At 61.9% G+C, this 26,426-nt stretch carries 18 protein-coding genes and 1 tRNA gene; 10 read left to right on the forward strand and 9 right to left on the reverse strand.

Translation table 11 applies throughout. The features are described 5' to 3' along the window. The first annotated feature begins 31 nt into the window (after positions 1-31). Positions 32-4,939 (forward strand): NAD-glutamate dehydrogenase, encoded by a 4,908-nt coding sequence (locus tag EV688_RS09575; protein ID WP_240624347.1) that lies wholly within the window; start codon positions 32-34, stop codon positions 4,937-4,939. A 30-nt stretch (positions 4,940-4,969) separates the two neighbouring features. On the opposite strand, the gene EV688_RS09580 is transcribed toward EV688_RS09575, so the two are convergent. The 5 genes from EV688_RS09580 to EV688_RS09600 form a co-directional block, all read right to left on the reverse strand. Then, positions 4,970-7,090 carry a putative bifunctional diguanylate cyclase/phosphodiesterase gene (locus EV688_RS09580; protein WP_117317653.1) on the reverse strand — a complete coding sequence of 707 codons (2,121 nt, stop codon included), beginning with the start codon at positions 7,088-7,090 and terminating at the stop codon, positions 4,970-4,972. Positions 7,091-7,351: 261 nt separating this feature from the next. Further along, positions 7,352-7,555, reverse strand: a complete 204-nt coding sequence (gene rmf / locus EV688_RS09585; protein WP_117317655.1) for a ribosome modulation factor — start codon at positions 7,553-7,555, stop codon at positions 7,352-7,354. Positions 7,556-7,824: 269 nt separating this feature from the next. Further along, positions 7,825-9,084 (reverse strand): glycolate oxidase subunit GlcF, encoded by a 1,260-nt coding sequence (glcF, locus tag EV688_RS09590; protein ID WP_117317656.1) that lies wholly within the window; start codon positions 9,082-9,084, stop codon positions 7,825-7,827. Positions 9,085-9,096: 12 nt separating this feature from the next. Beyond that, a complete protein-coding gene (glcE, locus tag EV688_RS09595) occupies positions 9,097-10,152 on the reverse strand; it encodes a glycolate oxidase subunit GlcE (protein ID WP_117317658.1) in 1,056 nt (351 codons plus the stop codon). Further along, a complete protein-coding gene (locus tag EV688_RS09600; RefSeq protein WP_117317660.1) occupies positions 10,145-11,629 on the reverse strand; it encodes an FAD-linked oxidase C-terminal domain-containing protein in 1,485 nt (494 codons plus the stop codon). The genes glcE and EV688_RS09600 overlap by 8 nt, the downstream gene beginning before the upstream one ends. Before the next feature lie 110 nt (positions 11,630-11,739). Between EV688_RS09600 and EV688_RS09605 the strand changes: the two genes are divergently transcribed. Then, positions 11,740-13,080: a M20/M25/M40 family metallo-hydrolase gene (locus tag EV688_RS09605; RefSeq protein WP_117317662.1), complete on the forward strand. Its 1,341-nt coding sequence runs from the start codon at positions 11,740-11,742 to the stop codon at positions 13,078-13,080. On the opposite strand, the gene EV688_RS09610 is transcribed toward EV688_RS09605, so the two are convergent. From EV688_RS09610 to EV688_RS09620, 3 genes are all read right to left on the reverse strand, one after another. Next, positions 12,998-13,858 (reverse strand): UDP-2,3-diacylglucosamine diphosphatase, encoded by an 861-nt coding sequence (locus EV688_RS09610; protein WP_117317664.1) that lies wholly within the window; start codon positions 13,856-13,858, stop codon positions 12,998-13,000. The genes EV688_RS09605 and EV688_RS09610 overlap by 83 nt on opposite strands. 10 nt (positions 13,859-13,868) lie before the next feature. Then, the gene (olsF, locus tag EV688_RS09615) at positions 13,869-15,581 is read right to left on the reverse strand and encodes a bifunctional ornithine lipid synthase OlsF (RefSeq protein WP_117317666.1); all 1,713 of its coding nucleotides are present in this window, start codon (positions 15,579-15,581) and stop codon (positions 13,869-13,871) included. 63 nt (positions 15,582-15,644) lie between these two features. Then, positions 15,645-15,836 carry a hypothetical protein gene (locus tag EV688_RS09620; RefSeq protein WP_117317668.1) on the reverse strand — a complete coding sequence of 64 codons (192 nt, stop codon included), beginning with the start codon at positions 15,834-15,836 and terminating at the stop codon, positions 15,645-15,647. Between the two features lie 291 nt (positions 15,837-16,127). On the opposite strand from EV688_RS09620, the gene EV688_RS09625 reads away from it, so the two are divergent. The 7 genes from EV688_RS09625 to EV688_RS09655 all read left to right on the forward strand — a co-directional run bounded on the left by EV688_RS09625 (position 16,128) and on the right by EV688_RS09655 (position 25,028). After that, positions 16,128-19,286, forward strand: a complete 3,159-nt coding sequence (locus EV688_RS09625) for a TonB-dependent receptor domain-containing protein (RefSeq protein WP_240624348.1) — start codon at positions 16,128-16,130, stop codon at positions 19,284-19,286. Positions 19,287-19,342: 56 nt separating this feature from the next. Beyond that, positions 19,343-20,818: a hypothetical protein gene (locus EV688_RS09630; protein ID WP_117317670.1), complete on the forward strand. Its 1,476-nt coding sequence runs from the start codon at positions 19,343-19,345 to the stop codon at positions 20,816-20,818. Positions 20,819-20,979: 161 nt separating this feature from the next. Next, positions 20,980-21,336, forward strand: a complete 357-nt coding sequence (locus EV688_RS09635) for a hypothetical protein (protein ID WP_117317672.1) — start codon at positions 20,980-20,982, stop codon at positions 21,334-21,336. 221 nt (positions 21,337-21,557) lie between these two features. Beyond that, positions 21,558-22,166 (forward strand): DUF3833 domain-containing protein, encoded by a 609-nt coding sequence (locus EV688_RS09640; RefSeq protein ID WP_338065945.1) that lies wholly within the window; start codon positions 21,558-21,560, stop codon positions 22,164-22,166. Continuing rightward, the gene (locus EV688_RS09645; protein ID WP_240624349.1) at positions 22,163-22,603 is read left to right on the forward strand and encodes a DUF3429 domain-containing protein; all 441 of its coding nucleotides are present in this window, start codon (positions 22,163-22,165) and stop codon (positions 22,601-22,603) included. The genes EV688_RS09640 and EV688_RS09645 overlap by 4 nt, the downstream gene beginning before the upstream one ends. Before the next feature lie 79 nt (positions 22,604-22,682). After that, positions 22,683-23,975, forward strand: a complete 1,293-nt coding sequence (locus tag EV688_RS09650) for an acetyl-CoA hydrolase/transferase family protein (protein ID WP_162883901.1) — start codon at positions 22,683-22,685, stop codon at positions 23,973-23,975. Positions 23,976-24,005: 30 nt separating this feature from the next. Next, positions 24,006-25,028, forward strand: a complete 1,023-nt coding sequence (locus EV688_RS09655; RefSeq protein ID WP_117317674.1) for a zinc-dependent alcohol dehydrogenase family protein — start codon at positions 24,006-24,008, stop codon at positions 25,026-25,028. A 16-nt stretch (positions 25,029-25,044) separates the two neighbouring features. Here the strand turns inward: EV688_RS09655 and EV688_RS09660 are convergent, their stop codons facing one another. Then, positions 25,045-26,166 (reverse strand): PilT/PilU family type 4a pilus ATPase, encoded by a 1,122-nt coding sequence (locus tag EV688_RS09660; protein ID WP_117317676.1) that lies wholly within the window; start codon positions 26,164-26,166, stop codon positions 25,045-25,047. 170 nt (positions 26,167-26,336) lie between these two features. On the opposite strand from EV688_RS09660, the gene EV688_RS09665 reads away from it, so the two are divergent. Beyond that, positions 26,337-26,413 (forward strand) — tRNA-Arg (locus EV688_RS09665). The last annotated feature ends 13 nt before the right edge of the window (positions 26,414-26,426 follow it).

The raw sequence follows: 26,426 nt of genomic DNA on the forward strand, positions 1-26,426 counted from the left end.
GGATCAAAGCAAGGCCCGCATGGGATAGACTGTGCACACGTCACCAGTGGGTGGCGCGGTTGAAAATCTGTTGTCAGAAGCGGGGGCCGAAATGGCGTGGGAAAAGCTCAAGAACAGTCTGCTGGAGGATCTTGCGCGGCGGATTGAGCAACGGGCGGACAGGAGTGTGGCGAGTTCGCTGGGGAATCTGGCTGCCGCCTTTTACAGCCGCTTTCCGGCGGAGGACATGCGCGGGCGTTCCGCGGAAAACCTGTATGGCTGTCTTTATGGTCTGCTGCACTTCATGCGAGTGCTCGATACCCGCAAGCCCCGCGTGCGCATTTTCAATCCGCACATGGACCGGCACGGGTGGGAGAGCACAGCCACGGTCATCGCCATTCTCTGCCGGGATATGCCGTTCTGCACGGCCTCGGTGCGCGGCGAGATCAACCAACGGGGCATTAACATTCATACGCTCGCCAGCTGCAACCTGACCACCCGGCGCGACGCCAGTGGCAAGCTGCTGGAGGTAACGGGGCGCGATTGTGAAGACGAAGAACTCTCGCACGAGAGCCTGCTGTATTTCGAGATTACCCGACATTCCAATTTCGCAGACCTTGCTGATCTTGAAAAGGCGATACAGGGAATTCTTTCGGACGTCGCGCACGTTGTCGACGATTTTGCGGCCATGCGGGAACGGCTGGAAGCGGCGCAGGCCGGCGTCGAAGCCAATGTCTGGATGCCGCAGCAGGAGCGGGCAGAAACAGAGGCCTTCCTGTCCTGGCTCAGGCACGATCACATGACCTTCCTCGGCTACGAATACCTGCACGTCGAGAGCGCCGGTGCCGAGTGTGCCGTGACCAGTGAGCTCGACAGTCACCTTGGTATTCTGCGTCAGCGCGACACGCGGGGGGCGCTCGAGCTGGAGAGCGACATCCGCGAGACCGGTCCTGCCGGCCTCAGGGAGACCGTGCTGAGTTTCGGCAAGTCGCGCACGCGCTCGCGCGTGCATCGCCAGGCCTACCCCGACTATGTGGAAGTCAAGGTGTTCGATGACGATGGCGTTCTGATCGGACAGCACCGCTTTCTCGGTCTCTACACGGCGGCCGTCTACAACATGAATCCCGCTCTGATCCCGGTACTGCGGGACAAGGTCAGCGGCGCGCTGGCCTTGTCCGGTCTGGACAAGAATGAACATGACGGGCGCGAGCTTATCCGTGTGCTCGAGCTGTTCCCGAGAGACGAGCTGTTCCAGTCGAGCGTCACGCGCCTGTTCGAGACCGCCAGCGCGATCAATCGTATACAGGAGCGGCGGCAGACACGGCTGTTCGTGCGCCGCGATACCCACGGCAAATTTTTCAGCTGTCTGGTTTACATGCCCCGCGACCGCTATACCACCTACCAGCGTCGTCGCATCCAAAGCATTCTCACCGAGGCTTTCGGTGCCGAGGAATCCGAATTCACCACGCAGTTCAGCGAATCCATTCTGGTTCGGGTGCATTTTGTCCTTCGGGTCGATCCGGCAAAGGAACAGCGCTGTGATGTCAACGAAATAGAGGAGCAGATAGTGCAGGCGACACTGGCATGGGAGGACCGGCTGCGAGGTCGTCTGGTCGAGGAATTCGGGGATGAGGAGGGCGAACGCCTCATGCGCGAAATTGGCGATGGTTTCTCCCCGGGCTATCGCGACGACTTCGACCCGCGGGTGGGCGTGATGGACATGCACGAGCTGCTGGCGGTGCAGCGGGGCAGGGCGCTGGGAATGCGGCTCTACCGACTGCTTGAGGAGCCGGATGACCACCTCAAGCTGCGGCTGTACAGCGCGGAGCACCCGCTGCCACTGTCCGACGTGCTGCCGATTCTCGAGAACCTCGGCCTGCGGGTGGTGACGGAGCGCGCCTATCCGGTGCGGACACGCACGGACGGGGTGTACTGGATACAGGAGTTTTCGCTGATCTACTCGCTGGCCCAGAATATCGATCTGGACGAGGTCAAGGCCGAGTTCGAGGATGCATTTGCGCGCATCTGGTTTGGCGAGGCTGAGAGCGACAGCTTCAATCGCATGCTGCTAGGCACCCGGCTGAGCTGGCGGGAAATTGCCCTGCTCCGGGCCTACGCGTGCTACATGCGCCAGATCAATTTTCCCTACAGTCTCAGCTATATCGCCGAGACCATGGCCGATCACCTGCATCTGTCGGCAGGCATTGTCGAACTGTTCCTGACCCGGTTCTCGCCGGTGTTCGACGGCGACGACGACTGGCGCGCACAGCGCGAGGCCGCGGTGGAAGAACGCATTTCCACTGGTCTGGATCGGGTTCAGAACCTTGGTCAGGACCGCATCATCCGGCAGTTTGTGCAGGTCATCAAGGCGACCCGGCGCACCAATTTCTTCCAGCCGGATGCGCGTGGGGATCTCAAGCCTTATTTCTCCTTCAAGCTCGCCCCGGGAGACATTGCGGACATGCCGCGGCCCGTGCCGCTGTACGAGATCTACGTTTACTCCCCACGCCTGGAAGGGGTGCATCTGCGCGGCGGCAAGGTGGCGCGCGGCGGTCTACGCTGGTCCGATCGTCTTGAGGACTTCCGCACCGAGGTTCTTGGGCTGGTCAAGGCCCAGCAGGTGAAGAACGCGGTGATCGTGCCGGTCGGCGCCAAGGGTGGCTTCGTGGCCAAGCGACTGAGTCCCGACATGAGTCGGGATGAGGTGCAGACCGAGGGCGTGGAATGCTACCGGACGTTTATCCGCGGCCTGCTCGATATCACCGACAACCGGGTGGGTGACGGCATCGTGCGACCGCAGCATGTGGTGGCCAAGGATGACGAGGACCCCTACCTCGTGGTTGCAGCGGACAAGGGCACCGCGTCATTTTCTGACATCGCCAACGCGCTGGCAGAGGAATACGATTTCTGGCTGGGCGATGCGTTTGCGTCCGGGGGCAGCGTTGGCTACGACCACAAGAAAATGGGAATCACCGCACGCGGTGCCTGGGTATCGGTGGAGCGTCACTTCCGGGAGCTGGGCATCAACGTCGCGACCACCGACTTCACTGTCGTCGGTATCGGTGATATGGCGGGGGACGTATTCGGCAATGGCATGCTGTTGTCACCGCATATCCGGCTGGTGGCGGCCTTCAACCACCTGCATATCTTTATCGATCCCGAGCCGGACGCGGCGGCAAGCTTTGTCGAGCGTGAGCGTCTGTTCCGGCTGCCGCGATCGAGCTGGGAGGACTACAACGCCGAACTGATTTCAAAGGGCGGTGGCATTTTCAGTCGTCAGGCAAAGTCGATCACCGTATCGCCGCAGATGCGTGCCCGCTTCGATATTCCGGTGGCGCGGGTCACGCCCGCGGAACTGATCAACTACCTGCTCAAGGCCCGCGTGGATCTGCTGTGGAATGGCGGTATCGGCACCTACGTCAAATCCAGTCGCGAGGCACACACGGATGTCGGCGACAAGACCAACGACAGCCTGCGGGTGAACGGCAGGGAGCTGCGCTGTCGGGTCATCGGTGAGGGCGGCAACCTCGGCATGACCCAGCTGGGGAGAATCGAATACGGCCTTGCCGGCGGACGTTCCAACACCGATTTCATCGACAACGCCGGTGGCGTGGACTGTTCCGACCACGAGGTAAACATCAAGATTCTGCTGGATACCGTGGTGCGCCGCGGGGAGCTGACGGCCAGGCACCGCAATGAGCTGCTGGAGACCATGACCGAAAGCGTTGCCCGGCTGGTGCTGCTGAACAATTACCGGCAGGTGCAGGCCATCAGTCTGGCGGAGTTCGAGGCTCGGTCCCGGGGCGGCGAGTACCGGCGGCTGATCGCGCAACTCGAGGACAGCGGCAAGCTGGATCGCGAGCTCGAGTTCCTGCCCTCGGACGATGAGCTGGCCGACCGCCACGTGCACGGCAAGCAGCTCACCCGCCCGGAGCTGGCCATTCTCGTGTCCTACAGCAAGGCCATCCTCAAGGAGCAGCTCATCGCCTCTGCGCTTGGCGGTGATCCCATCCTTGCGCTGGCCGTTGCCACGGCATTCCCGGCCCAGCTAGTGGAGCGCTACCCGGAGGAGGTGGACGAGCACCGACTGCACCGTGAAATCATGTGCACCCAGCTCGCGAACGACATCGTCAACCGCATGGGGCTGAATTTTGTGCCGCGCCAGCAGAAGGCGACGGGGGCAACCGTGGATGATGTCGCGCGGGCCTATATCGCCGCCCTGGAAATTTTCTCGGTACCCGCAACCTGGTCGGATATGGAGGCGCTGGACTACAGCGTTGATGCGCGCATACAGCTCGAGATGACGGTCAATATCGTGCGACTGGTCAAGCGTTCGACACGCTGGCTGTTGCGCAATCGGCGGCATCAGCTAAGGCCGAGTGATCTGATCAGCGAGTTTCACGCGGGTATCGGTGAGCTGGCCACCGCTCTGCCGGCACTGCTGCGTGGCCCTGCGCTCCAGCTCTTTCAACAGCAGCGGGACCAGTATTGCGAGGCGGGCGTGAGCGATGCGCTGGCGTCGACGATCGCTGGCGGCCTGCAGGCATTTACCGGTCTGGCGATACAGGATGCGGCGGCGCAGACAGGCGTACCGCTTATGGAGGTGGCCGAGCTGTACTTTGACCTCGGTGAGCGACTTGAACTGGACTGGTTCGGCAGCCAGATACTGGCGACGAATGTGGACAATGAGTGGCAGGCCATGGCGCGCGAGACCTATCTCGAGGACCTGCAGTGGCAGCAGTGCACGTTGACCATGGGGGTGTTGCACCGGAAGTGCGACGGTCTGGATGTGGCGGGCTGCCTCTCGCGCTGGGAAAAAGAAGAGGCCCAGCTGCTGTCGCGCTGGCGCGATATGCTGGGTGAGCTGCACAGCACGACCGCGCCGGATTTTGCCATGTTTGCGGTGGCCAATCGTGAGCTGCTGGATCTGGCGCAGAGCAGCCGCCGCGGGTCGTCATGATGTCTGTGACGACGCCGTCCGGGCGGCGGGTCAGCGCGGTGATGCGGCCTTTGGCAGCAGGGGCATCTTGCGCGACTCGCGCATCAGATTGCTCGCTTCATCGCTGCTGAGGGGCTGTCCGAAGAAGAAGCCCTGACCCAGAATCCCCTTGCGCGCGCGCACGAAGTCCGCCTGGTGGGCATCCTCGATGCCGCCGGCCACCAGCGACATATGCAGAGCCTCGCCCATGGCGATGATGGTGTTGGCAATAACGATATCGTTATCGGCATCCGGGCTGATCGACTGAATGAAGGAACCGTCAATTTTCAGGGTCTTTACCGGCACGGCGCGCAGCTGGCTGAGCGCGGCATAGCCGGTGCCGAAGTTGTCGACGGCCAGTCTCAGGCCCAGTGCGGCAATGCGCTGCAGGTTGCGGATGGTGGCGGTGTCATTGCGCAGGACTACCCCTTCGGTCATTTCCAGCTGCAGCCGGTTCGCAGGGATATCCAGCAGGCTGAGAATGGCCTTGAGCTCATCGTAAAATCCGGCGTGTGAGAGCGATGCCTCGCTGAAGTTGACGCTGATGTAATCGGGTGCAATGCCATCATCCAGCCAGTCGCGCATGCGTTCGCAGGCCATGCGCATCGACCACAGGTCCAGTTGACGCACCAGACCCGACTGCTCGGCGATGCCGATGAACTCGGAAGGTGCAATATCGCCGAGGTCCGGATCGTGCCAGCGTGCGAGTGCCTCGAAGGCAACGCAGGCACCGCTACCGAGATCGATCAGCGGATGGTATACCTGAGTCAGTACGCCCAGCGTGAGCGCACGGCGCAAGGCTTCCACCACATTGAGATGCCGGGTTGCGCTTGCAGTCATGTCCGGCGTGTAGAAACGCCAGTCGTTGCGACCCTGGGTCTTGGCACGATACATGGCGGTATCCGCAAACCTGAGAAGCTGCGAGCGATCACTGGCGTCGTCCGGGTAGATGCTGATACCGATACTGCAGCTGATGGTCGCCTGGTGACCGTCAAGGTCGAAGGGTTCCAGCAATCGTTGCATCAGCTTGCCGGCTACCGTGGAGGCGCTGCGTGTCTCTGCCAGATTATCGAGAATCACCACAAACTCATCGCCGCCCACCCGGGCCAGCGCGTCGGTGTCGCGAAGCAGGGCTGACATGCGTCTGCTTGCCTCGACAAGCAGGGCATCACCGGCGGCGTGGCCGAGTGTGTCATTCACTTCCTTGAAGCGGTCCAGGTCGATGAACATGACGGCGAGTCGGTGCTGCCCGCGTCGTGCGCGCTTCAGGCTGCCATCCAGCAGCGAGTCGATCACCGCGCGATTGGGCAGGCCGGTGAGCGCGTCGTAGTGGGCCAGGCTCTCCAGTTTCCTGCGCGCTTCGTGCAGAGACGTGATGTCATGCCCGCTGACCACGACCCCGGTGATCGCATCGCCATGGCGCAATGGCGTGTACAGGACATTGACGTAGAGTCTCTCGCCGGTAGCGGGCTTTTCCCGCCACTCCTGGAAGCAGACGGTTTCTCCCGCGAGGCATTGCTCGAGTCGCTTGCGAATGCCGCCATTCAGGCGCTCTTCACCGAGAACTTCGTCGACGCGCATGCCGCGGACGCTGGCCTCGGGCAGGTCGAGAAAGGCGGCGTAGGCCGCGTTGATCATCAGATAGCGATAGTCAGCGCCGATGACCGCGAGCTGATCGCGGGTGCTGGAAACGGCGGACTCGTAGATTTCCAGACGCGCCAGGGCCCTGCGGTGCGGGCTGATGTCGCGTATCAGGCAGACGATGTGCTGCGCGTCCGGGGCGACCTTCAGCCGGGCTTCGAACCAGACCGGACCTTCGGCCATTTGCAGCTGGTACTCACAGGACTCCAGCTTTCCGGAGGCTTTGCAGCGTTCAATGGTTGTCTTGAATGTGGTTGCGACCCGATCGGGCAGCACATCTTCCGGTCGGACACCGAGAAATGTTTCCGGTGCCGTGTAGAGATAACTCGCCTGGCCGGCGCGGTAGCGGACAACGCTGCCGTCTCCGTCCAGCAGGAAAAACAGGTCAGGCAGCGCCTCAATGACGGCCTCCATTGCGGCGCGATCCATTGCGCCCGCACCCTGTCCCTGCGGCATTGTCTTCCCTTCTTCTGATGTGGGCGGTCGCGTCATGAAATCCCTGTCCTGTGCGCCGTCGCGTCGGCGTGTTCTCGAGGTCTTTCTGCTGGCGACGCCGGTTGCACCGCTTCTGTGCCGAATGGTTAACGGATATCCGGGAAAATGCAAACGTCTTTTATGCCCGGCTGGGGTTATGCCGGGATGGGATATGTCTGCTTCGCCCGGGTCGGGTATTCCCGTGTCAGGTGCTGGAGAGTCAGAGAGTGGTGTTTGTCAGTACGGGTACCGGGCCGCTTCCTGCGGCCCGGCTGTATGTCAGATGGTCGGTATGCGGTGCACGCCGGAGACGCCGGTCATGCCATCCCATTGGTCGGATCTGCCCTCGCGCCAGCCCGATAGCCAGTTCATTCGCTGTTGTTCGTTCTCGTGCGGACAGATATCCATGCTGCGTCCGGAAACGCCGGCGTGATAGCCGCGATCAAATGCCCGTGTGCCCATATCGCGTTTTTGTCTTTTCATAGTGTCGCCTCTGGTCGTATTCGAAACCTACGAATGTGGGAGGGTCGTGCTGCCTGCTGAAGCGGGGCCGCCTCGGGACGAGACTACCCGGCGAGCCGCAGCATGACCTGCCACATGGCCGATGTAATCAGACCGGGAGCAGGCTGTCGACTATCGTTTGGTTACTAGCGGGGTCGGCATTAAGCCTGACAAGTATAAAAGGGCATAAAAACCCTTTATATCATATAGTTAAAATGTCTATCTTATATTTAATCTAGGTTATGAGGGTTTTAAGACGGCGCGGCAGAGGGCCCTGCGGACAGCGCGTCGTCTGCCTGAAGGTCCTCGGCAATGCACTCTATCCAGTGCATGACCGGGGCCCCGGCAGCCCCCTGCAGGTGAAGCTGGCAGCCCACGTTGGCAGTGACGATCCTGTCCGGATGCGCCATTTTCAGGGCGGCGAGCTTGCGGTCACGCAGGCGCCGGCTCGTGGCGGGCTGTAGAATGGAATAGGTGCCCGCGGAGCCGCAGCAAAGATGATCATCGCGGGTCTTCGCGAGCGTGTAGCCCCAGCGCGCCATGAGTCGCCTGACGTTCCCCGGCTGGCGCATGCCGTGCTGCTGGCTGCAGGGGACATGCACGGCGATGGACCCGGGGGCGGGGCGCAGCGGCAGGGACTCAATGGCCTCCTGCTCCAGGGCGTCGGCGATGTCCCGCGTCAAGTCGCTGACCCGGGCCGCCCGGTCGGCGTAATCGGGGTCTGCCGCGAGCAGTCGCCCGCAGTCGGCGATCTGCACACCGCAACCTGTCGCGCTGCTGATGACCGCCTCTGCGCCGTTCTCGAGGTGCGGCCAGATGGCATCCACTGTTCGACGCAGATCGGTCAGCGCCGCGTCGTGGGCCCCGAGGTGGTGATTGACGGCGCCGCAGCAGGTTTCACCCCTGGCATAGACCAGCTCGATACCCAGGCGCGCAAACACCCGGCGCGCCGCGTCATTGGTGCGCGGCGTCGCGGCACGCTGAACGCAGCCCTGCAGCAGCACCATGCGCCGGGGCAGACTGCGCGACGGCAGGGGCAGGCGCTGCTGTCGAGGCGGAATGTGCTCACGCAGCGCCGGCGGCATGACGCCGCGCAGACCCTGGCCAAGCCGCAGCAGCGGGGTGAACAGGGCGGGGCGGGGCACAACCTGGCGCAGCAGCCAGCGCAGCGTGCGCGTCGCCAGCGGGCGGCTGTCCCGGTGATGCACAAGGCGGCGCCCGGCATCGGCGATGCGGGCATAGGCCACGCCCGAGGGGCAGGTGGTTTCGCAGCTGCGACAGGTCAGGCAGCGATCGAGGTGGGTTTCAACGGCAGCGTCGCCGTTTCCGGTTTCGAGCAGGGACTTGATGAGATAGATTCGCCCGCGGGGACTGTCGCGCTCATCGCGGTTGTCAAGATAGGTCGGGCAGGTTGCCAGACAGAAGCCGCAGTGCACGCAGGCACTCGTCAGTGCAGCGGCTTCCTGCGCTGCGGCGTTGCCCGCGAAATCGGCATGGAGTTTTACATGCATGTGAAACGCCTGTTATCCATCGCTGAAAAGGCGGCCGGGATTGAAGATGCCGCCGGGGTCCAGGGCCTCCTTGAGGCGTTGCTGGAGCTTCTTCTCCACGCTGGACATCGGCCCGTTGACGTCGCTGTGGCGGTCGCCGCCGCGCCACAGCTGCGCGCGACCGCCCGCCGCCAGGGCAGCGTCTTGCATGGCCACCGGGTCGTGTCCGCCGGCGAAAAACCGCAGAGCACCGCCCCAGTCGATCATGTCTGGCTCTGCGCCGCTTAGCGGCGAGGACGGTGCCACGGAGAGACGCCACAGGGGCGCCGTCCCTGAAAAGGGGGCGTTATCCAGTGTATCCAGCGCCTTCCAGGGCGCCTTGTCACTCACCAGGTCGCCACCCTGGCGACGACGGAAGTCCTCCACGCCGGCGGCCGTGCCGCTTGCGCGAAGATACAGAGTATTCCCGATCCAGCAGGCGCCGCTCACGGGCCCGGGCAGCCCTGCCAGTGTGACCATCCGCGCAAGGGCCGCCGCTGCCGGGAGCGTGTAAGCGAGCGTGATTTCCCGTGCCGGCTTCGGCACGACCCGCAGTGTGACGTCGGTGATCACGCCGAGGGTGCCCTGGGCGCCAGCCTGCAGGCGGCTGACGTCGTAACCGGCCACATTCTTCATGACCTGGCCACCATAGCGCAGGATCTCACCGCGGCCATTAATGAGTCCGAGCCCGAGAATACTGTCTCGCAGAGCGCCGCGCCAGGGGCGGCCCGGGCCCGAGGCATTGCAGGCAACGCTGCCGCCAAGCGTCGCGGCGCCGCCGAACAGGGGGCACTCGGCGGGTAGCATCTGGTCCTGCCCGGCAAGTGCGGCTTGAATCTGCGCAATTGGCGTGCCGGCGCGGGCGCTTATCACCAGCTCATCCGGCTGGTAGTCGGTGATGCCGCAGTGGGCAGTCACGTCCAGCGGCGTGCCCTCGATCTCGCGCCCGAAGTATCCGGCCTTGCTGCCCGCGCCGGCGATTCGCAGGGGGGATTGCACCGCTATCGCCTCCAGGACTGCGTCGCGCAGTTCACTCGAACAGTCAGCCATGATGGTGCCTCTGCGGCAGAGCACGGTATTCCTGGCAGCGCTTGAGCACGGGAATGCCCTTGCCGGGATTGAGGTTGAGCGAGGGGTCGAATGCCACCTTGATGGCTTCGAGCTGCAGTAGCTCGGCGTTACTGAATTGCACCGACATCTGCGCCAGTTTTTCCAGGCCGACGCCATGTTCGCCGGTAATGCAGCCGCCGAGTTCCACGCTGCGCTCGAGAATACGGGCACCGAGGGCCTCGGCGCGGCGGATCTCGTCGGGCTTGCTGGCATCAAACAGGATCAGCGGGTGCAGGTTGCCGTCCCCGGCGTGAAACACATTGGCAACGCGCAGGCCACTTTGCCCGGCCATGTCGCTGATCTCGGCAAGAATCTGCGCCACGTGCCGCCGCGGAATGGTGCCGTCCATGCAGTAGTAGTCCGGCGACAGGCGGCCAACGGCGGGGAACGCGGACTTGCGGCCGCGCCACAGCCGCTGCCGGGTGGCGCTGTCCGTTGCCATCTCAACGTGGCTTGCCCCCGCGTCGTGCAGCAGGGCGCTGACCGCGGCGCACTGTTCTGCGACTTCTGCGTCGCTGCCGTCGAGCTCGCACAGCAGCAGGGCTGCAGCCTCCCGCGGATAGCCGGCGCCGGCAAAATCCTCTGCTGCCTGGATGGCCAGGGCATCCATCATCTCGAGGCCGGCAGGCAGTATTCCCGCGGCAATCACCGCTCCTACCGCATCGCCTGCCGCTGCCACCGTGTCAAAGCCCGCCATGATCACCGCGACGGATGCCGGCAAGGGCAGTAGTTTCACGGTGATTTCCACCACAACACCCAGCAGGCCTTCGGAACCGATCATCAGCGCCAGCAGGTCCGGACCCGGGGTGTCGAGGCCGCTGCCGCCGAGCGTGAGCGTCTCACCCTCGGCGGTGATCAGGGTCAGGCCGGTCACGTTATGCACCGTGAGGCCATATTTCAGGCAGTGCACGCCGCCGGCATTCTCGGCAACGTTGCCGCCAATGGAGCAGGCGATCTGGGAGGAGGGGTCGGGCGCGTAAAACAGGCCATGGGCAGCCGCGGCCTCGGAGATCGACAGATTGGTGACACCCGGCTGCACGCGGGCGACGCGGTTGGCGGGGTCGGTATCGACAATGCGGTCAAGCCCCGCCAGACTGATTACGATTCCTTCAGGGTGCGGCATGGCGCCGGCGGACAGGCCGGTCCCGGAGCCCCGGGGGACCACCGGAACGTCGAGGCGGTGACACAGTGACATGACTGCGGCGACCTCGTCCGCCTCGCGCGGCATCACCACCGCCAGCGGCAGCTCGCAGTAGAGCGGCAGGCCATCGCACTCCCAGGCGCGCAGGGACGCTTCATCGGTAATCACGGCCTGCGCCGGCAATACCTCTCTCAAACCCTGCAACAGTTCACTGACATCAATGTCCGGCTTGCGTTTCACCCTCGCCAATCCACTCACCCTGGTGCTGCGGCTCATCGCCCGTGGTCCCGATGTTACGTCAGCATACGCTGCGGTGGTACGCTGACGACCGTGTCCGGCATGTGAGACTGCCGTCCCAGAAACCGTTCCATGCTAGAGGTCTTTCAATGAAGAACCCACTGTCCCGCTGCGTCGCTTCACTGGTCCTTGGCTGTGCCTGTGTCGTCAGCGCCGCCGCCAACCCCTCGCTGGACCCGCGTGAACAGGATATCGTCGATGCCGTCGCGGCACGACACACCGAGGCGGTGGCGCTGCTCAGGGCCTCGGTCGAGATCAACAGCGGCACCATGAACCTTGACGGCGTGAAACGGGTCGGCGAGCTGCTGGCGTCGGAGTTCCGTGACATCGGCTTTGCCACGGAATGGGTCGATGGTGCCGCGTTTCATCGGGCAGGGCACCTGGTTGCCAGCGGCGGCTCCGAGGGCCCGCGTGTCTTGCTGATCGGTCACCTCGATACCGTATTCCCCGCGGATGCCGGTTTTCAGGAATGGACCGTGCTCGAGGATGGGCGCGTGCGTGCGCCGGGCATCACTGACATGAAGGGCGGCAACGTGGTCATGCTGGAGGCGCTGCGCGCGCTACAGCAGGCGGGGTTACTGGATGGCCTGCAGGTTCGCGCTGTCCTTACCGGTGATGAGGAAGACCGTGGCCGGCCGCTCAGCGTCGCCAATGCAGCGCTGGAGGAGGCTGCGAGATGGGCCGACTATGCCATCGGCTTCGAGGATGGCGACGGCGACACCGCGACGGCCGTCGTTGCCCGTCGCGGCTCCAGCAGCTGGCAGCTTTCCACCCGGGGCCGCCCCGCACATTCGTCGCAGATTTTCCGTGAGGATATCGGTGATGGCGCGGCTTTCGAGATGGCACGCATTCTCAATGCCTGGCGCGAAGCGCTTGCGGAGGAGGAAAATCTGACCTTCAACCCGGGGCTGGTCATGGCGGGCACAGATATCCGGCACGACAGTGCGAACACCCGCGGCGAGGCCTTCGGCAAGGGCAACGTCATCGCCCAGACCGCGGTAGCGACCGGCGGCATCCGCGCCTTGTCACCGCAACAGCTCGAGCGGGCGGTTGCCGTCATGCGCGAGATAGCCTCCAATAATCTCAACGGCACGCAGGCAGAGTTTGTGTTCGATCCGGGCTACCCACCCATGCCGCCCACCGATAACAACCGGGGCTTGCTGGCGCTTTACAGCGGTGCCAGTGAAGCGCTGGGGCTGGGGCAGGTGCGGGCGGTCAACCCGCGGCTGGCGGGTGCTGCCGACGTCTCTTTCACGGCGCCCTATGTTCGGGCGGCGCTCGATGGAATCGGCATGATGGGCAGTGGCGGCCACACCGTGGATGAAGCGGCGGACCTCAACACGCTGCTCACCCAGTCGCAGCGGGCAGCGCTGTTTCTGTACCGCCTGTCGAGCAGCCCGGACGCGTTTCCGTCGGCCCCCGCGCGATAAGCAGCTCGTCGGTGTTGCCGGCGGGGGCCAGTGCACGCACCAGGCAGAGCTCTCCGGCGGCGTCCTCTATCAGTGCCGAGCAGCTCTCCACCCAGTCGCCATCATTGCAGTACAGCGTGCCGTCGTAATCCTGCACCACGGGGTGATGCAGGTGGCCACAGACAATGCCGTCGACACCGCGGCTGCGCGCCAGGTTGATCGCGGCATGCTGGTAGGCCTGTATGGCTCTGTCAGCCTGGGAGAGATTCACCTTTACCCATTTCGCCAGTGACCAGTAGGGCTTGCCGGCGCGCTCCCGAACTTCGTTGATATGCCGGTTGACCCACATGAGCAGGTCGTAGCCGGCATCACCGACAATGCGATTGAGACGGCTGTAACGTACCGCATAATCCAGCTCGTCGCCGTGGGTGACCAGCAGCCGCAGGCCGGCTGAGGTGGTGTGAATGGCCTGGCGTCGCACCCGGATGTTGCCGAAGCGGCTGCCACAGAAGTCGCGCAGGGTCTGGTCGTGATTGCCCGGTATGTAGGTAATGCGCACCCCCTGCCGGGAAAGCTTCAGCAGCTTGCGCATGACGCGGTTATGGCTCTCGGGCCAGTGTACCCGTCGCTGCATTGCCCACAGGTCGATAATGTCGCCCACGAGGTAAATGCGCTCACAGCGCAGGCGGTCGAGAAACGCCAGCAGCGCCTCCGCCTTGCAGTGCACGCTGCCAAGGTGCACGTCCGATAGCCACACGGTCTGGCATTCCAGGTTTCCATCTACCGGCAGGGCCTGCATGGCGCCTCCTTCAATTCAGGTAGCGTTGCCGCTTGCGCGGGGTCAGTTGCTCGAGGTCGGCGAGGACAAAGCTGTCCACGCAGTCGCCGAAATCGGAATCGACGTTGAACGCGCTGAAGGTCACGCCGCCGGGGCACATCGCCTGTGCGTAGTGCTTGTACAGGGTGGGTACCGGGAGGCCATGCGCGGCCAGGCGGGTCCGGAGTGTGCGGAAATCCGTCTCCGGGTCATCGCCGAGGAACCCCTCGCGGGCTTTCGCCATGCTCTCGTCGGTGAGTTGAAGCGGGTTGCGCGCGCGGATGCCCAGTTCAGGCGCGGCAAAATAGTGGCCGTAGTATCCGGTGAGAAGGGCGGTGCCGTCGCTGCCATAGTGCCGGCTGATCGACGCGGGCCCGAACAGGTAGCGATATCCGGGGTTGCGCTTGAGGAAGGCGCCGATTCCCCACCACAGGTAGTCGAGGCTGTGGCGGCTCTGGTAGCGGGGCTGCACAAAGCTGCGACCCAGCTCCAGTCCCTGTCGCAGCTGCGGCAGAACGGTATCCGGAAAGTGGAACAGGGTGCTCGAGTAGAGCGCGGTAATGCCGCGGCTGTCGATCAGCCTGCCGGCATCGGCAAGGCGATAGGCGCCGGCTATCTCGCGCTCGTCCGGGTCCCAGAGAACCAGGTGGACGTAGTCGACATCGTAGCGGTCGATATCCCGTGGCTGCCCCGTGCCCTCACCGATGCTGCGAAAGGTGTACTCACGCAGGCGACCGAGTTCGCGCATCACACAGGGGGACGCGTTGTAGTCAACGAGATACAGCGTCTTTCCGTCCGGTGTACTGCCGAGATGCTCGCTGCTGCCAAGCTCCTGCTGCAGGAGCTGGCGGTTCTCTGCAGGCGCCACCGTTTCGACCGAGCGGAATACCGGCTTGCCACCGCTACCCAGCCGGTAGACATGTTTGCGGAACATGCGTGCCAGCTGCGCCGGGGCAAAGCCGCTGGCACTGTATATTTCATGGGGTATCGGCCGGCCGATGCGGGCGTCCACCGTGTTGTGGCTCTGCTTGAACATTTCCCTGACCAGCCACAGCGTGGACAGCGGTCGCGCCAGCATGGACAGGCTGTAAAAGAACAGCGAGTTGCGTCCGGCAACGTGGATGGGCAGCACCGGCGAGCGAGTTGCGCCCGCAAGCTTGATAAAGCCGCTTTGCCAGACACCGTCGCGGACACCGCTCGGCGCCAGTCGCGACACTTCCCCGGCCGGGAAGATGATCAGCGCGCATTCAGACTCGAGATGCCGGCGTATGGCGCGCAGGTTGTCCCGCGAGCTTCCTTTATTGCCTATGTTGGTGACGGGAAGGAGGACGCTGTGAAGCGGGCCGATGGATGTGAGCAGCTCGTTGGCAACCACCTTCACGTCCGGTCTGACGCCGCGCACCAGATGCAGCAGGGCGAGCCCGTCCAGCGAGCCGATGGGGTGATTTGCCACGATGACAACGCGGCCGCTCGAGGGAATACGGGCACGCTCTGTTTCCGTCAGCCGGATATTGAAATCGAAGGTGCGCAGGACCTGCTCGACAAAGTCGAACCCGGTCAGGTGAGGATAGTCCTGCGCGAAGCGTTCAAAGCGCGATTCAAAGAAAAGATAGGCGAGGAATCGGGACAGGGTTTTTGCCACCCGGCGGTGACGTCTGAAGAGGTCGGGATACCGGCTTTCAATTGCATGCTCTACGTTCAGCATAGCCAGGTTTGTCCTTGTGGGTGGGTCGTGCGTGGGGAACTGGCGTGCCTGCCGTTGTGCGCATCAATCCAGCAGGCCATCAAATTCGTGTTCGCTGTGCCAGGGACTGAGAAGCCGTTCCGTGCTGCGTTTCTGCGGCGTCTCGATGACCCGTATCTTGCCGCCGCACTCAAGAAACTGATTGACGTGACGGTTGATCGCGTCGCGCAGGCGCTGTTTTTCTGCCGGGTTGGGGGTGTTCGACTGTCGAATCATGGCGATGCCCTCCTGTTGTCCATTGACAGGATGCGGCTGCCGTGTTTCAGAAAAAAAACAGTTTGGTGAAGATTTCGTGACGACGCCAGTGGTCGGTCTTCGAAGGCCGTCCTGGCCAGCTCGGTACCAATATGGGTTCGAGTGCTCGACGCAAAAAAACTCCAATAAAAAAACAACGTTGTCACATTCACGTCATAAATCGTCAGTAAGGTGCTTTCCGTGGAAGCCAGCCGGTCCGGGCGCCGGCGGCGACCAGATACAACCAGAAACGAGAGCAGGGGCATAACAGACATGATCAAGGCGTACATGAATCGGCTGGGTGGAGCTGTGCTGTTGCTTCTGCTGCTGCAGGCGTTGCCTTCGCGAGCTGCTGGTGAACTGATCGTTTATACCTTTGATGGGGACGCTCCCGCGACTGACGTTACCCTGGTTCTGGACGGATCCACTGCGAAAGCCGTGCGTCGCGACGGGTCGGCAAGCTTCGACCTTACGCCGGGTGCACACAGCTTTCAGGTCAAGGACGGCGACGCGACGCTCTACAGTTTTCGTTTCGATACCGCGCGCGGACAGCTGGTTGATGTCGTTATCGACCTCGGTAGCGAGAATCACTTTGTCGAGTCATACAGTCCGACGGAGTCGGGCGAGTTGCGTCGGGCCGCGCCGACCGGCTCGCTGACTGGCGTTGTGGCGTCTGCCGGCAGCCGCGTACCCAGCGCGCGTATCGTCATTCGCGGTACGGACATCGTGCTGAATTCCGATGCGCAAGGACGCTTCGATGTTGAGCTTCCGCGCGGTCGTTACGAGATGACGATTGAGCGTGATGGCGCCGACACTGTTGCCGAGACAGTGCGCGTCGTGTCCAACGTGACGCGGGCGGTCACTCTTCAGTTGCCTTCCTCTGGAGTCTCCCTGCCGTCGCTGCAAATGGAGGAGGTCACCGTGGTGGCGACCTACAATCCCGGGGCTTTCGGGCTGTCCGAGCGTGATTCGTCCAACATCGTTGACACTCTCGACCTCGAATCACTTGCCCGATTTGCCGATACCAATGTTGCCTCGTCGGTGGTGCGTGTACCCAGCGTGACGGTGCAGGACAATCGGTTTGTCTTTATTCGCGGCCTGGGTGGCCGTTATATTGCGACGACACTCAACGGCGCATTTATGCCAAGCACCGATCCCTCAAAGCGGACGGTTCCGCTGGATCTTTTCCCCAGCAATTTCGTCAGTCAGCTCGATATCAAGAAGACATTTCTGGCGAGCATGCCAGGCGAAAGCACGGGCGGAAACCTGGTGATCAATACCCGGACGTTCCCCGATGAGCGATCGGGCGGGCTCAGCATCCGGGTTACAGGCACTCAGGGGCTGACCGGGGAAGATGCCTTCACTGATGAGAACAATGGTGGATTCGATCTGATCGGTTGGGACGCAGGCAAGCGCGAGGTGCCCGGCGGCGTGCGCGGGATTTCCGAGATTCTTGGCCTGGGCACGGTGACAGATACCGCGACGGGGGCGAGCTTCGATCTTAACGACAGCGTCCAGCGGGAACTGCAGAGGGCGGGTGCGCTTCTGATCAGTGAGGACATGGACCTCGGCATGGCCACCGCGTCCCCGGATGTGCGCATCGGTGCCAACTACGGCGATCTGTTTTACATTGAGGATGCCGAAATGGGCGCCTTCATTGCGGTCAATTTCGAGAACTCCTGGACGCAGAAAGACGATGGCGTGCGTAACACCTTCACGCCATCCGGTGACACGCTTGACATCTTCCGCTTCCAGGAAAACGCCAACAATGTCGAGGTCAATGGTCTGATGGCGCTTGGCCTGAATATCGGTGACCACACCTTCGAGTCCAATACGCTGGTATCACGCAGCACGCAGAGCAAGGTTGTGCGCACCGTGGGCAGGGAGGGGGATGAGTTCCAGTCGCAGATTTTCCATACGGTCGACTGGGTGGAACGGCAGTATCTGTCGCAGCAGTTCACCGGCTCACATCTCATAAACGACAGCCGTACCCTTACCGGCAACTGGCAGATCACCGCCAGCCAGGCGCGCCGGGATGCCCCCGATCGTCGTGAGGTGGTATTCAGCGCTAACCAGGGTACGACGGCTCCCGAGTCGCTGATCGCGGGCTTTGATTTTTCAAAACTGAATAATGAGCAGAACATACCGCTTGATGGTTTCTTTCTGGAGCCGAATACCATCGTTCGTCGCTACGATGAACTAACTGACGATAATCTCGATTTTTCTGCGGATCTGTCCTGGGACGTGCTCGACGATGGAAGCTCCTACGCGACGCTGGAGACCGGCGTCCAGCTCATCTACCGGGAGCGCGACTCTGACTCCGATACCTATGGTTTTAACATCAACCAGGGACTGGTAGACAACCTGATTGCCCCCAACGTGCTGGTCTCTGAGATCATAACCCCGCAGACAATTACCGGTGATCCCAACAACGGCTTCGCTTTTCAGGACAAGACCCTGGCCAGTGACAGCTATGAAGCGGAACTGGAATACAACAGCGCCTATCTGGCTTATGACCACATGCTGAATGGTCGCTACCAGTTCATCGCCGGACTGCGTTACGAGGATTACAATCAGACCACTGATACTTTTTCACTGCAGGGTGCGGGCGACGCCGTGCAGTCGATTATTGAGGAAGACAGCCTGTTGCCAAGCCTGGGTTTCAACTGGCTTTACTCCGATACGCAGCAGCTTCGCTTCGCAGTTTCACAGACGGTGGCGCGGCCGGACTTCAAGGAGGCGGCGAATGCCACGTTCTTTGATACTGAGTTCGACTTCCGCGTGCGGGGTAATCCCAACCTCGAAATCTCGGACATCATCAACGTCGATATGCGCTGGGAGTGGTACCTCAGCGACGAGGACAGCGTGTCCGCTGCGGTTTTTTACAAGGACATGGACAAGCCTATCGAGCGTGTCGTGCAGCCTGCCTCCGGCACTGCCGGCAACTCACGCACCTTTGACAACGCGGATTCCGCAGAGCTGTACGGCATCGAGATAGAAGGCAAGAAGGAGTTCCAGATCGGCGAGGATTACAGCCGTTCATTCTTCGTGGCACTCAACGCAAGCCTCATTGAGTCCGAAGTAGAGCGCCCGGGTGAGGAGAGCCGCAAGCTGCAGGGCCAGCCTGACTACACCTTCAACCTGGTGCTGGGCTACGACGACCTCGCCCGCGGTCACCAGCTCACGATGCTGCTCAATCAGAACGGTGAGTCAATCAAGGATGTGGGCATTCTCGGCAATGCTGACGTGATTGAGGAGCCGCGGCTCGATCTCAATCTCATCTATCGCTATGACCTGAGCGAGAGCTTCACCCTGCGAGCGAAGATCAACAACCTGCTGAACGATGATGTTGAATTTACGCAGGCAGGGGACACCTTCCTCGGCTACAAGCGTGGCGTCGAGTTTCAGCTCGGTGTGGATTGGGTTTTTTGAACTGACACGCGACTGGCGTGACAAACTCTGGCAACAAACCTCTGGGAGAGAGACTGATGATCAGAAAAACGGTGCTGGCAACAGCAATCCTGGGCGCCCTCGGCGGCCTTTACGGGTGTTCCGAGGGTGATGAGTCGAACATCGTTATCGACGCGCCCACGAATAACACCACCAACAATAACCCTGAAGGGGGCTCGGGTGGTGAAACCGGTGGCAATACCGGAGGTGTTTCGCAGAACTGTCCTGACTGGGCGGGTGCCAAGCAGCGGGACGCTGACGGCAACGACGTTTGCGCCCTGCCAGCACAGATTTCCCAGAACCGGACGCTCGACAACGACATCGTCTGGCTGATGGAAGGCCGCGTTACCGTCGGAAACGGCAACGCTGAGATCGGTGCCGACGGTGAGCTGACAAGCGGCAACGCGCTTCAGAATGTCACCCTGACGATTCAGGAAGGCACCGAAGTCAAAGGTGCGACAGGCACTTTCGCCAACCTTCTGATCACTCGGGGAAGCCGGATTCAGGCCATCGGCACTGCCGATGCACCAATTATCTTCAGCTCTGACGATCCAGGCTACGACGGCAGCGGTGAGTGGGGCGGTTTGATCGTGCACGGCTTCGGCAGCCACAACCAGTGCGGCGTCGATACATGCAATATTGACTCCGAGGGTGAATCCGGCTTCGCTGGAGGCTTTGACCCGAGCGATGACAGCGGCACGCTGTCCTACGTGATCGTTACCGAAGGTGGCTTTGAGTTCTCCGTTGGCAACGAGATCAACGGTATCTCGCTGATGAGTGTCGGCAAGGGCACGCAGATCGATCACATTCAGGTCAATGACAATTCTGACGACGGCATCGAGTTCTATGGCGGCGAAGTTGACGTCAAGTACGGTGTGTTCACGGGTAACCTGGACGATTCTGTTGACTGGGACGAGGGTTTCGTTGGCAACCTTCAGTACATTCTCGTCAAGCAGAACGACTCCGTGCAGGGCAACGCGTTCGAGATGGACACACAAGGTAATCCCGAGCCGCTGTCCAAGCCCACCGTTGCCAACGTCACGATCATCGGCGACGGCGTTGCTGACGACGAAGAGGAAATGCTGGTGTTCAAGGCGGGGTCCGGCGGATTCTTCCATAATGTTGTGTTCACGGTCGCAGACAGCAACAGCACGATCGAGAACTGTGTTGAGGTGCAGGGTGCTGATTCCGAAGCCCTGATCAATACAGCGTTGGTGCTGAACAACGTGATTGCCGACTGCGCTGGAGGTGCTGGCACCGGCAACATCGGCAACAACACGCTGGATGCCACGACGATCTCACAGGTAGAGGCGAATCTCGACGATAATCTGGCGTCGCAGGCGTCCGAGGCGCAACTGAGTGCCCCGATCAGCTGGACGGAGATCAACGGTATCTACTCCGAAAGCCTCGCCGACGAAGCCTTCCTGGACGAAACTGACTTCATCGGGGCCGTAAACCCTGACGGCAGCGACGTCTGGTGGCAGGGCTGGACACTGCCCGGCACCGTCAACTAGGGCTTGCGATAACGCTTGTGAAAGCCGTGCCCCGGAAACGGGGCACGGCTTTTCTTTGCATAGGGCGAGAGGTTTACGACTCGGACTCGAACCACTGTTTGTCATAAAAATGTCACCTTCCTCGTGTATGGTCTCGGGCATTGATCGCGGGAGCTTGCCACATGCATAAAATTCTTTTCGTCAGCGGTGTTCTGCTGTCGCTGCTGCTGCCCTCCGGTGCACAGGCTCTCGCGCTCGGGCCCAAGGAGTTCGCTGCTGCGAAAACCGTTGCCTGCGTGATGGCGCAGGATTCCCTGGGGTACCTCTCTGAAAATGATTTCAACGATCTGGTTGACCAGGCTCTGGCAGACTTCGAGGATGATGCCGCCGATGTGATCTATGCCAAGGCCGTCGGGTATTTTGACGGTTTGATGTTTGGGATACCCGAGTCCGACCAGGAACTGGTTCAGGCGCGGCTGCGTCAGTTCAATGCCAGTCGCGTCTGCACGCGGCTGGTGAGCAGTAGCTTCCAGCTGTAGCTCAGGGTTAGAGATCCGGTGTGAAAAAGCATATCCGCGTGGTGATCCTCTGATCGCCTGACACCGTAACTTACTCCGAACCAGACATCGGTCTGGTTTGCTTCCCCGGACCATCTCTTCCCCCTGATGGTCGTTCGCCCGGCCAATCACTCGGTCGGGCTTTTTTTTGTGCCAGAATACGGGATTCAATCGGGGAATTACGAGCGAAGGAGGTGCAGGTGATGAACCTGATGCAGGCAGTCGAAGGTGTTCGTGCCGTGATGGGGTCAAGCGTACGTCGCCTGTTTCTGACAGCCGCAATGACCATGGCGCTTGGCGCATGCACGACTGTCTCGGTCTCGGACTACCGCGACGAGACACCCACCTTTGATCCTGAAGCATTCTTCAGCGGTGAACTGGTCGCACACGGAATGCTGAAGGATCGCCGCGGCCGCGTGACGCGTCGCTTCATTGCAGAGATCGACGCCTCCTGGCGGGACGGCGTCGGCACCCTGGACGAGCAGTTTGTGTTTTCCGATGGGGAAGAGAGTCAGCGCGTCTGGACGCTGCGGCCCGACGGTCCGGGCAGGTATATCGGCACCGCCGGGGATGTCGTGGGTGAGTCACCGGTGACGGTTGCCGGCAATGCCATGTTTCTCGATTACACGCTCCGTGTGCCTTACGGGGATGGCACCATTGATGTAAAGATCGATGATCGTATGTACCTTATCGATGGCAACACTTTGCTCAACGAATCGGTAATGCGCAAGTTCGGGTTCCGGGTGGGTGAGATCGTGCTGGTCATTCGCCGCGTGGATCACTCCGAGGTGTCGTCGGGGGCTTTGCGATGAACCTGCCACCGCGCCTGGCGCAGTCACTGGGGTATGCCGGATTGCTGCCGTTTCTGGGCTTTGCTGTCGGTGTCTGGGCGCTTCAGGGCTACGTGCAGGCGCTTTGCATGCAGGGCTTTCTGGTGTATTCCCTGGCGATACTGTGCTTTCTCGCCGGCAGTCTCTGGGGGTCTGCGCCGCGATATGCAGAGAGCGCCCGCACGCCACGCCTTCTGGTCAGTAACGGTGTTGTTATTTTTGCCGTGCTGGGCTTTCTGACGGCGCAGCCATTGATCGCGTCCCTGCTGCTGATGCTTGGCCACCTTGCGCAGCTCTGGTACGAGCTCAACACACTGCCCCGTGGCGGGTGGTACCGCACGCTGCGCACGCGTCTCACGCTGGTGGCTGTCATCGCGCATCTGGTGTACGCGGCGGCTCTGGTGCAGCTCAATCCCTGATAGCGCACTGCTGGCCAATGCCTTGCGTTGATTGAACCGTGGAGCCCTGGTTATATACACTCGGGCTTTGCCGGACAGGATGCAGGGCGTGATATACGCAAAATCAGCGCAGGAAGCGGTCAGCGCCATCGATTCCGATGAGTTTGTCTGGTGCCATTCCATGGCCGCCACCCCGAAGGTGCTGCTCGATGCTCTGGCCAGTCACGCCCTTTCCCGCAGCAACATTACTCTCATGCAGCTGCACCTGGAGCACGCCGAATCCGTGACGGTTCCTGCCATGGAAGGGCATGTGCGGCACCGCTGTTTTTTCGCCGGCAAGGCCACCCGGGAACTCATCAACGCCGGCCGGGCAGATTACGTGCCGATGTTTCTTTCGGAACTGCCCAAGCTGTTTCGCAAGGGTGAACAACGGGTGGATACGGCGCTGGTCCAGGTATCGCCGCCGGACCATCACGGCAACTGCTCCCTCGGGATTTCTGTCGAAGCGACCCGGGCCGCCTGTGAGGTCGCTGGAAGAATCATTGCCCACATCAATCCCGACATGCCCCGCACCCACGGTGACAGCTTCATCAATGTCCGCAATATCCATTCGGCCTTCGAATCCCGGGAACCCCTGATTACTTCCGGTGGCCGTCCGCCATCGGCGGTAGAGAGCCGCATCGGCGCAAATGTCGCCAGTCTGGTGGAAAATGGCGCCTGCCTGCAGATGGGTATCGGGGCGATTCCGGATGCAGCGTTGCGCTGTCTGGGCGGCCACAGCCGCCTCGGTATTCACACGGAAATGTTCTCCGACGGCGTCCTGCCACTGCTCGACGCCGGAGTGATTGACAATTCACAGAAGAAAGTGGCGCGCGGGCGCACCGTCACCGGTTTCGCCATGGGTAGCAGCGAGCTTTACGGCTACGTGCACGACAACCCCGAGGTGACTTTTCTCGATATCGAATTCGTCAACAATCCTACGGTGATTGCCAAGAATCCGCGGGTCACCTCGATCAACAGTGCCCTCCAGATTGATCTTTCCGGCCAGGTCTGTGCCGACTCCATCGGGCACCGCATCTATTCCGGCGTGGGAGGTCAGGTGGATTTTGTGCTCGGTGCCACTTATTCGGAGCGCGGCAAGAGCATTATCGCGCTGCCCAGCACGGCGCAGGGCGGCCAGTCATCCCGCCTGGTATCAACGCTGGCGGCCGGGGCAGGGGTCGTGACCACCCGTGCCCAGGTCGACTACGTGGTGACAGAGTTCGGCGTTGCCCAGCTGCGCGGCAGATCGCTGTCCCAGCGGGCAGCCGCGCTGGTAGCCATCGCGCACCCGGATTTCCGCGAGACACTGGCCCGGGAAGCCTACGAAAACCTGCATATCACGGTGTCGTGATGTGTCCTCAGCCCAGCAGAGAGATAACCCATGAATGAACAGATACGCCTCGGCAATCCGGTAGGTCTCGATACCCTCGTAAAGGAACCTGCTGAGCCGCGGCAACCGGGACCCGGCGACGTTCAGGTAGACGTGGCGGCCAGCTCGCTCAACTTTCACGATTACGTCGTGGTTACCGGTGTGCTCCCGGTGCAGCCGGGTCGGATTCCGTTGTCGGATGGCGCCGGCGTTGTCACCGCGGTCGGTGACGGCGTCACCGGCTTCGCAGTTGGCGACCGCGTGATGAGCCACTTCTTTCCCGCCTGGGTCGATGGCCCGGCGCGCATGCACCGACTGCTTGGCGTGCCCGGCGACCACGTTGACGGCTTTGCTTCTTCCACGGTGACCATGCCGGCGTCGGTATTCAGCCGGATTCCGTCGAACCTGACGCTGCGCGAGGCCGCAACCTTGCCCTGCGCCGCGCTCACCGCCTGGCGCGCCCTGACTGTCGAGACGCAGCTGCGGCCCGGCGACTGGATACTTGTGCAGGGCAGCGGCGGTGTGAGTCTGTTTGCCCTGCAGTTTGCCCGGCTCATGGGCTGCCGCGTCATCGCCACCTCGTCCTCCAGTGAAAAACTCGAGCGCCTGCGCGCGCTGGGTGCTGAACACGTTATCAATTACCGCGAGCAGCCCGACTGGGGTAAAGAGGCGGCACGCCTGACCGGCGGCGCGGGCGTGTCGCTGGTGGTGGAGGTCGGCGGGCCGGCAACCGTGCGACAGTCGGTCAAGGCGGTCGCCTTCGGCGGCTGCATCTGCATGATCGGGGTTCTGACGGGGATAGCGGGGGAGGTGCCGCTGGCGGAACTGTTCCAGAAGAATGCGCGCATCTCGGGCATTACGGTGGGCAGCCAGGCGATGCAGGAAGGCATGATTGCCGCCATCGAAAGTGCCGACCTGCACCCGGTCATTGACAGCGACTACCCGCTGGCGCAGATGGCAGACGCCTTCCGGCACCAGGAGTCACAGGCGCATTTCGGCAAAATCTGCCTGCTGATGGGCGACACGGCGGACTGAAAGCGCGGCCGGCTCCCTACGAGCGGTCGATCTCATCGAGCTGAAGATTGATGTCGTTGAAGTTGTCGCCCTTGTTCAGGCGAATATGCAGCGACACATTGTTCTTGGATTCGGCAAACTCGATCGCTGTCTCGGCAGTGATCTTGCCCTTTTCATAAAGCTCGATCATGGCCTGGTCGTAGGTGCGCATCTGGTACTTGCCACCCTGGGCCATGGTGTCGCGCAGCTCACCGAGGTCCTGCTTCGAAATCAGGTCCTGCACGCGCGGGGTATTGATCAGTACCTCCATGGCCGCGGTCTTGCCGCCGGCGATGGTGGGCACCAGGCGCTGGGAAATGATGGCGCGCAGATTCTGGGCAATGCGTGCGACCTCGTTGGCCTGATCCTCCGGCGGAAAGAAAGTGATCATGCGTTCTATTGCCGAGATCGCGTTATTCGAGTGTAGCGTGGTCAGGCACAGGTGGCCGGTGTTGGCGAATTTCAGCGCGTACTCCATGGTTTCGTGGTCGCGGATCTCACCGAGCAGGATCACGTTGGGCGCTGAGCGCATGGCCGAGCGGATTCCCGTGTTGTAGGTTTCCGTATCGACACCGATCTCGCGCTGGGCGACGACGGATCGCTTGTGCGCGTGCAGGTACTCGATCGGGTCCTCCAGCGTCAGGATGTGGCCGGCGGCATTGCTGTTGCGGTGGTCGATCATGGCCGCGAGGCTGGTCGATTTGCCGGACCCGGTCGAGCCCACCACCACGATAAGCCCGTTCTTCTCCATCACCAGGTCGTTGAGAACCGTCGGCAGTCCGAGCTGCTCCACGGTCGGTATGTCGTTGTGCACATAGCGGAACACCAGGGATGTCTCGCCGCGCTGCTTGAAGGCAGACCCCCGGAAGCGCCCCAGGTTGGGGATGCCGAGGCTGAAATCCACCTCGCCATGCTCCTCGAACTCCATGATCTTGCGGTCCGAGGTGAGCGTTCTGAAAATGCGATCAACCTGTCCGGTCACCAGCTTCTCGCCGATCCAGGCGAAGCCGAAGGCTCCCTTGATCAGGATCTTGGCGCCCGTGTGCAGGTACATGTCCTCGCCGTCTTTCTTGACCATCAGGGCGAGATAGGGGGCAATTTCGAGGTCTGTATCGGACATAGTGGCATCCCATGGCTGTGCGGGAAGTATCGCACCGTCGCGCCGCTGGCAAAAGGGCAGTCGGCAGGGAAGACGCGGGCACTTTGCGCTGATGGCGGCCACCCAGGCGCAAGACAAGTGCAAAACTTGTGTTCGCGGCGTCGTCGCGGAATAATCCGCGTCTCACACTTCCGCCTGTAGCTCAGCAGGATAGAGCAACCGCCTCCTAAGCGGTAGGTCGCAAGTTCGACTCTTGCCAGGCGGACCACTTTCCGTGACTG

It is taken from the genome of Chromatocurvus halotolerans, from assembly GCF_004340525.1.
Lineage (GTDB): Bacteria > Pseudomonadota > Gammaproteobacteria > Pseudomonadales > Halieaceae > Chromatocurvus > Chromatocurvus halotolerans.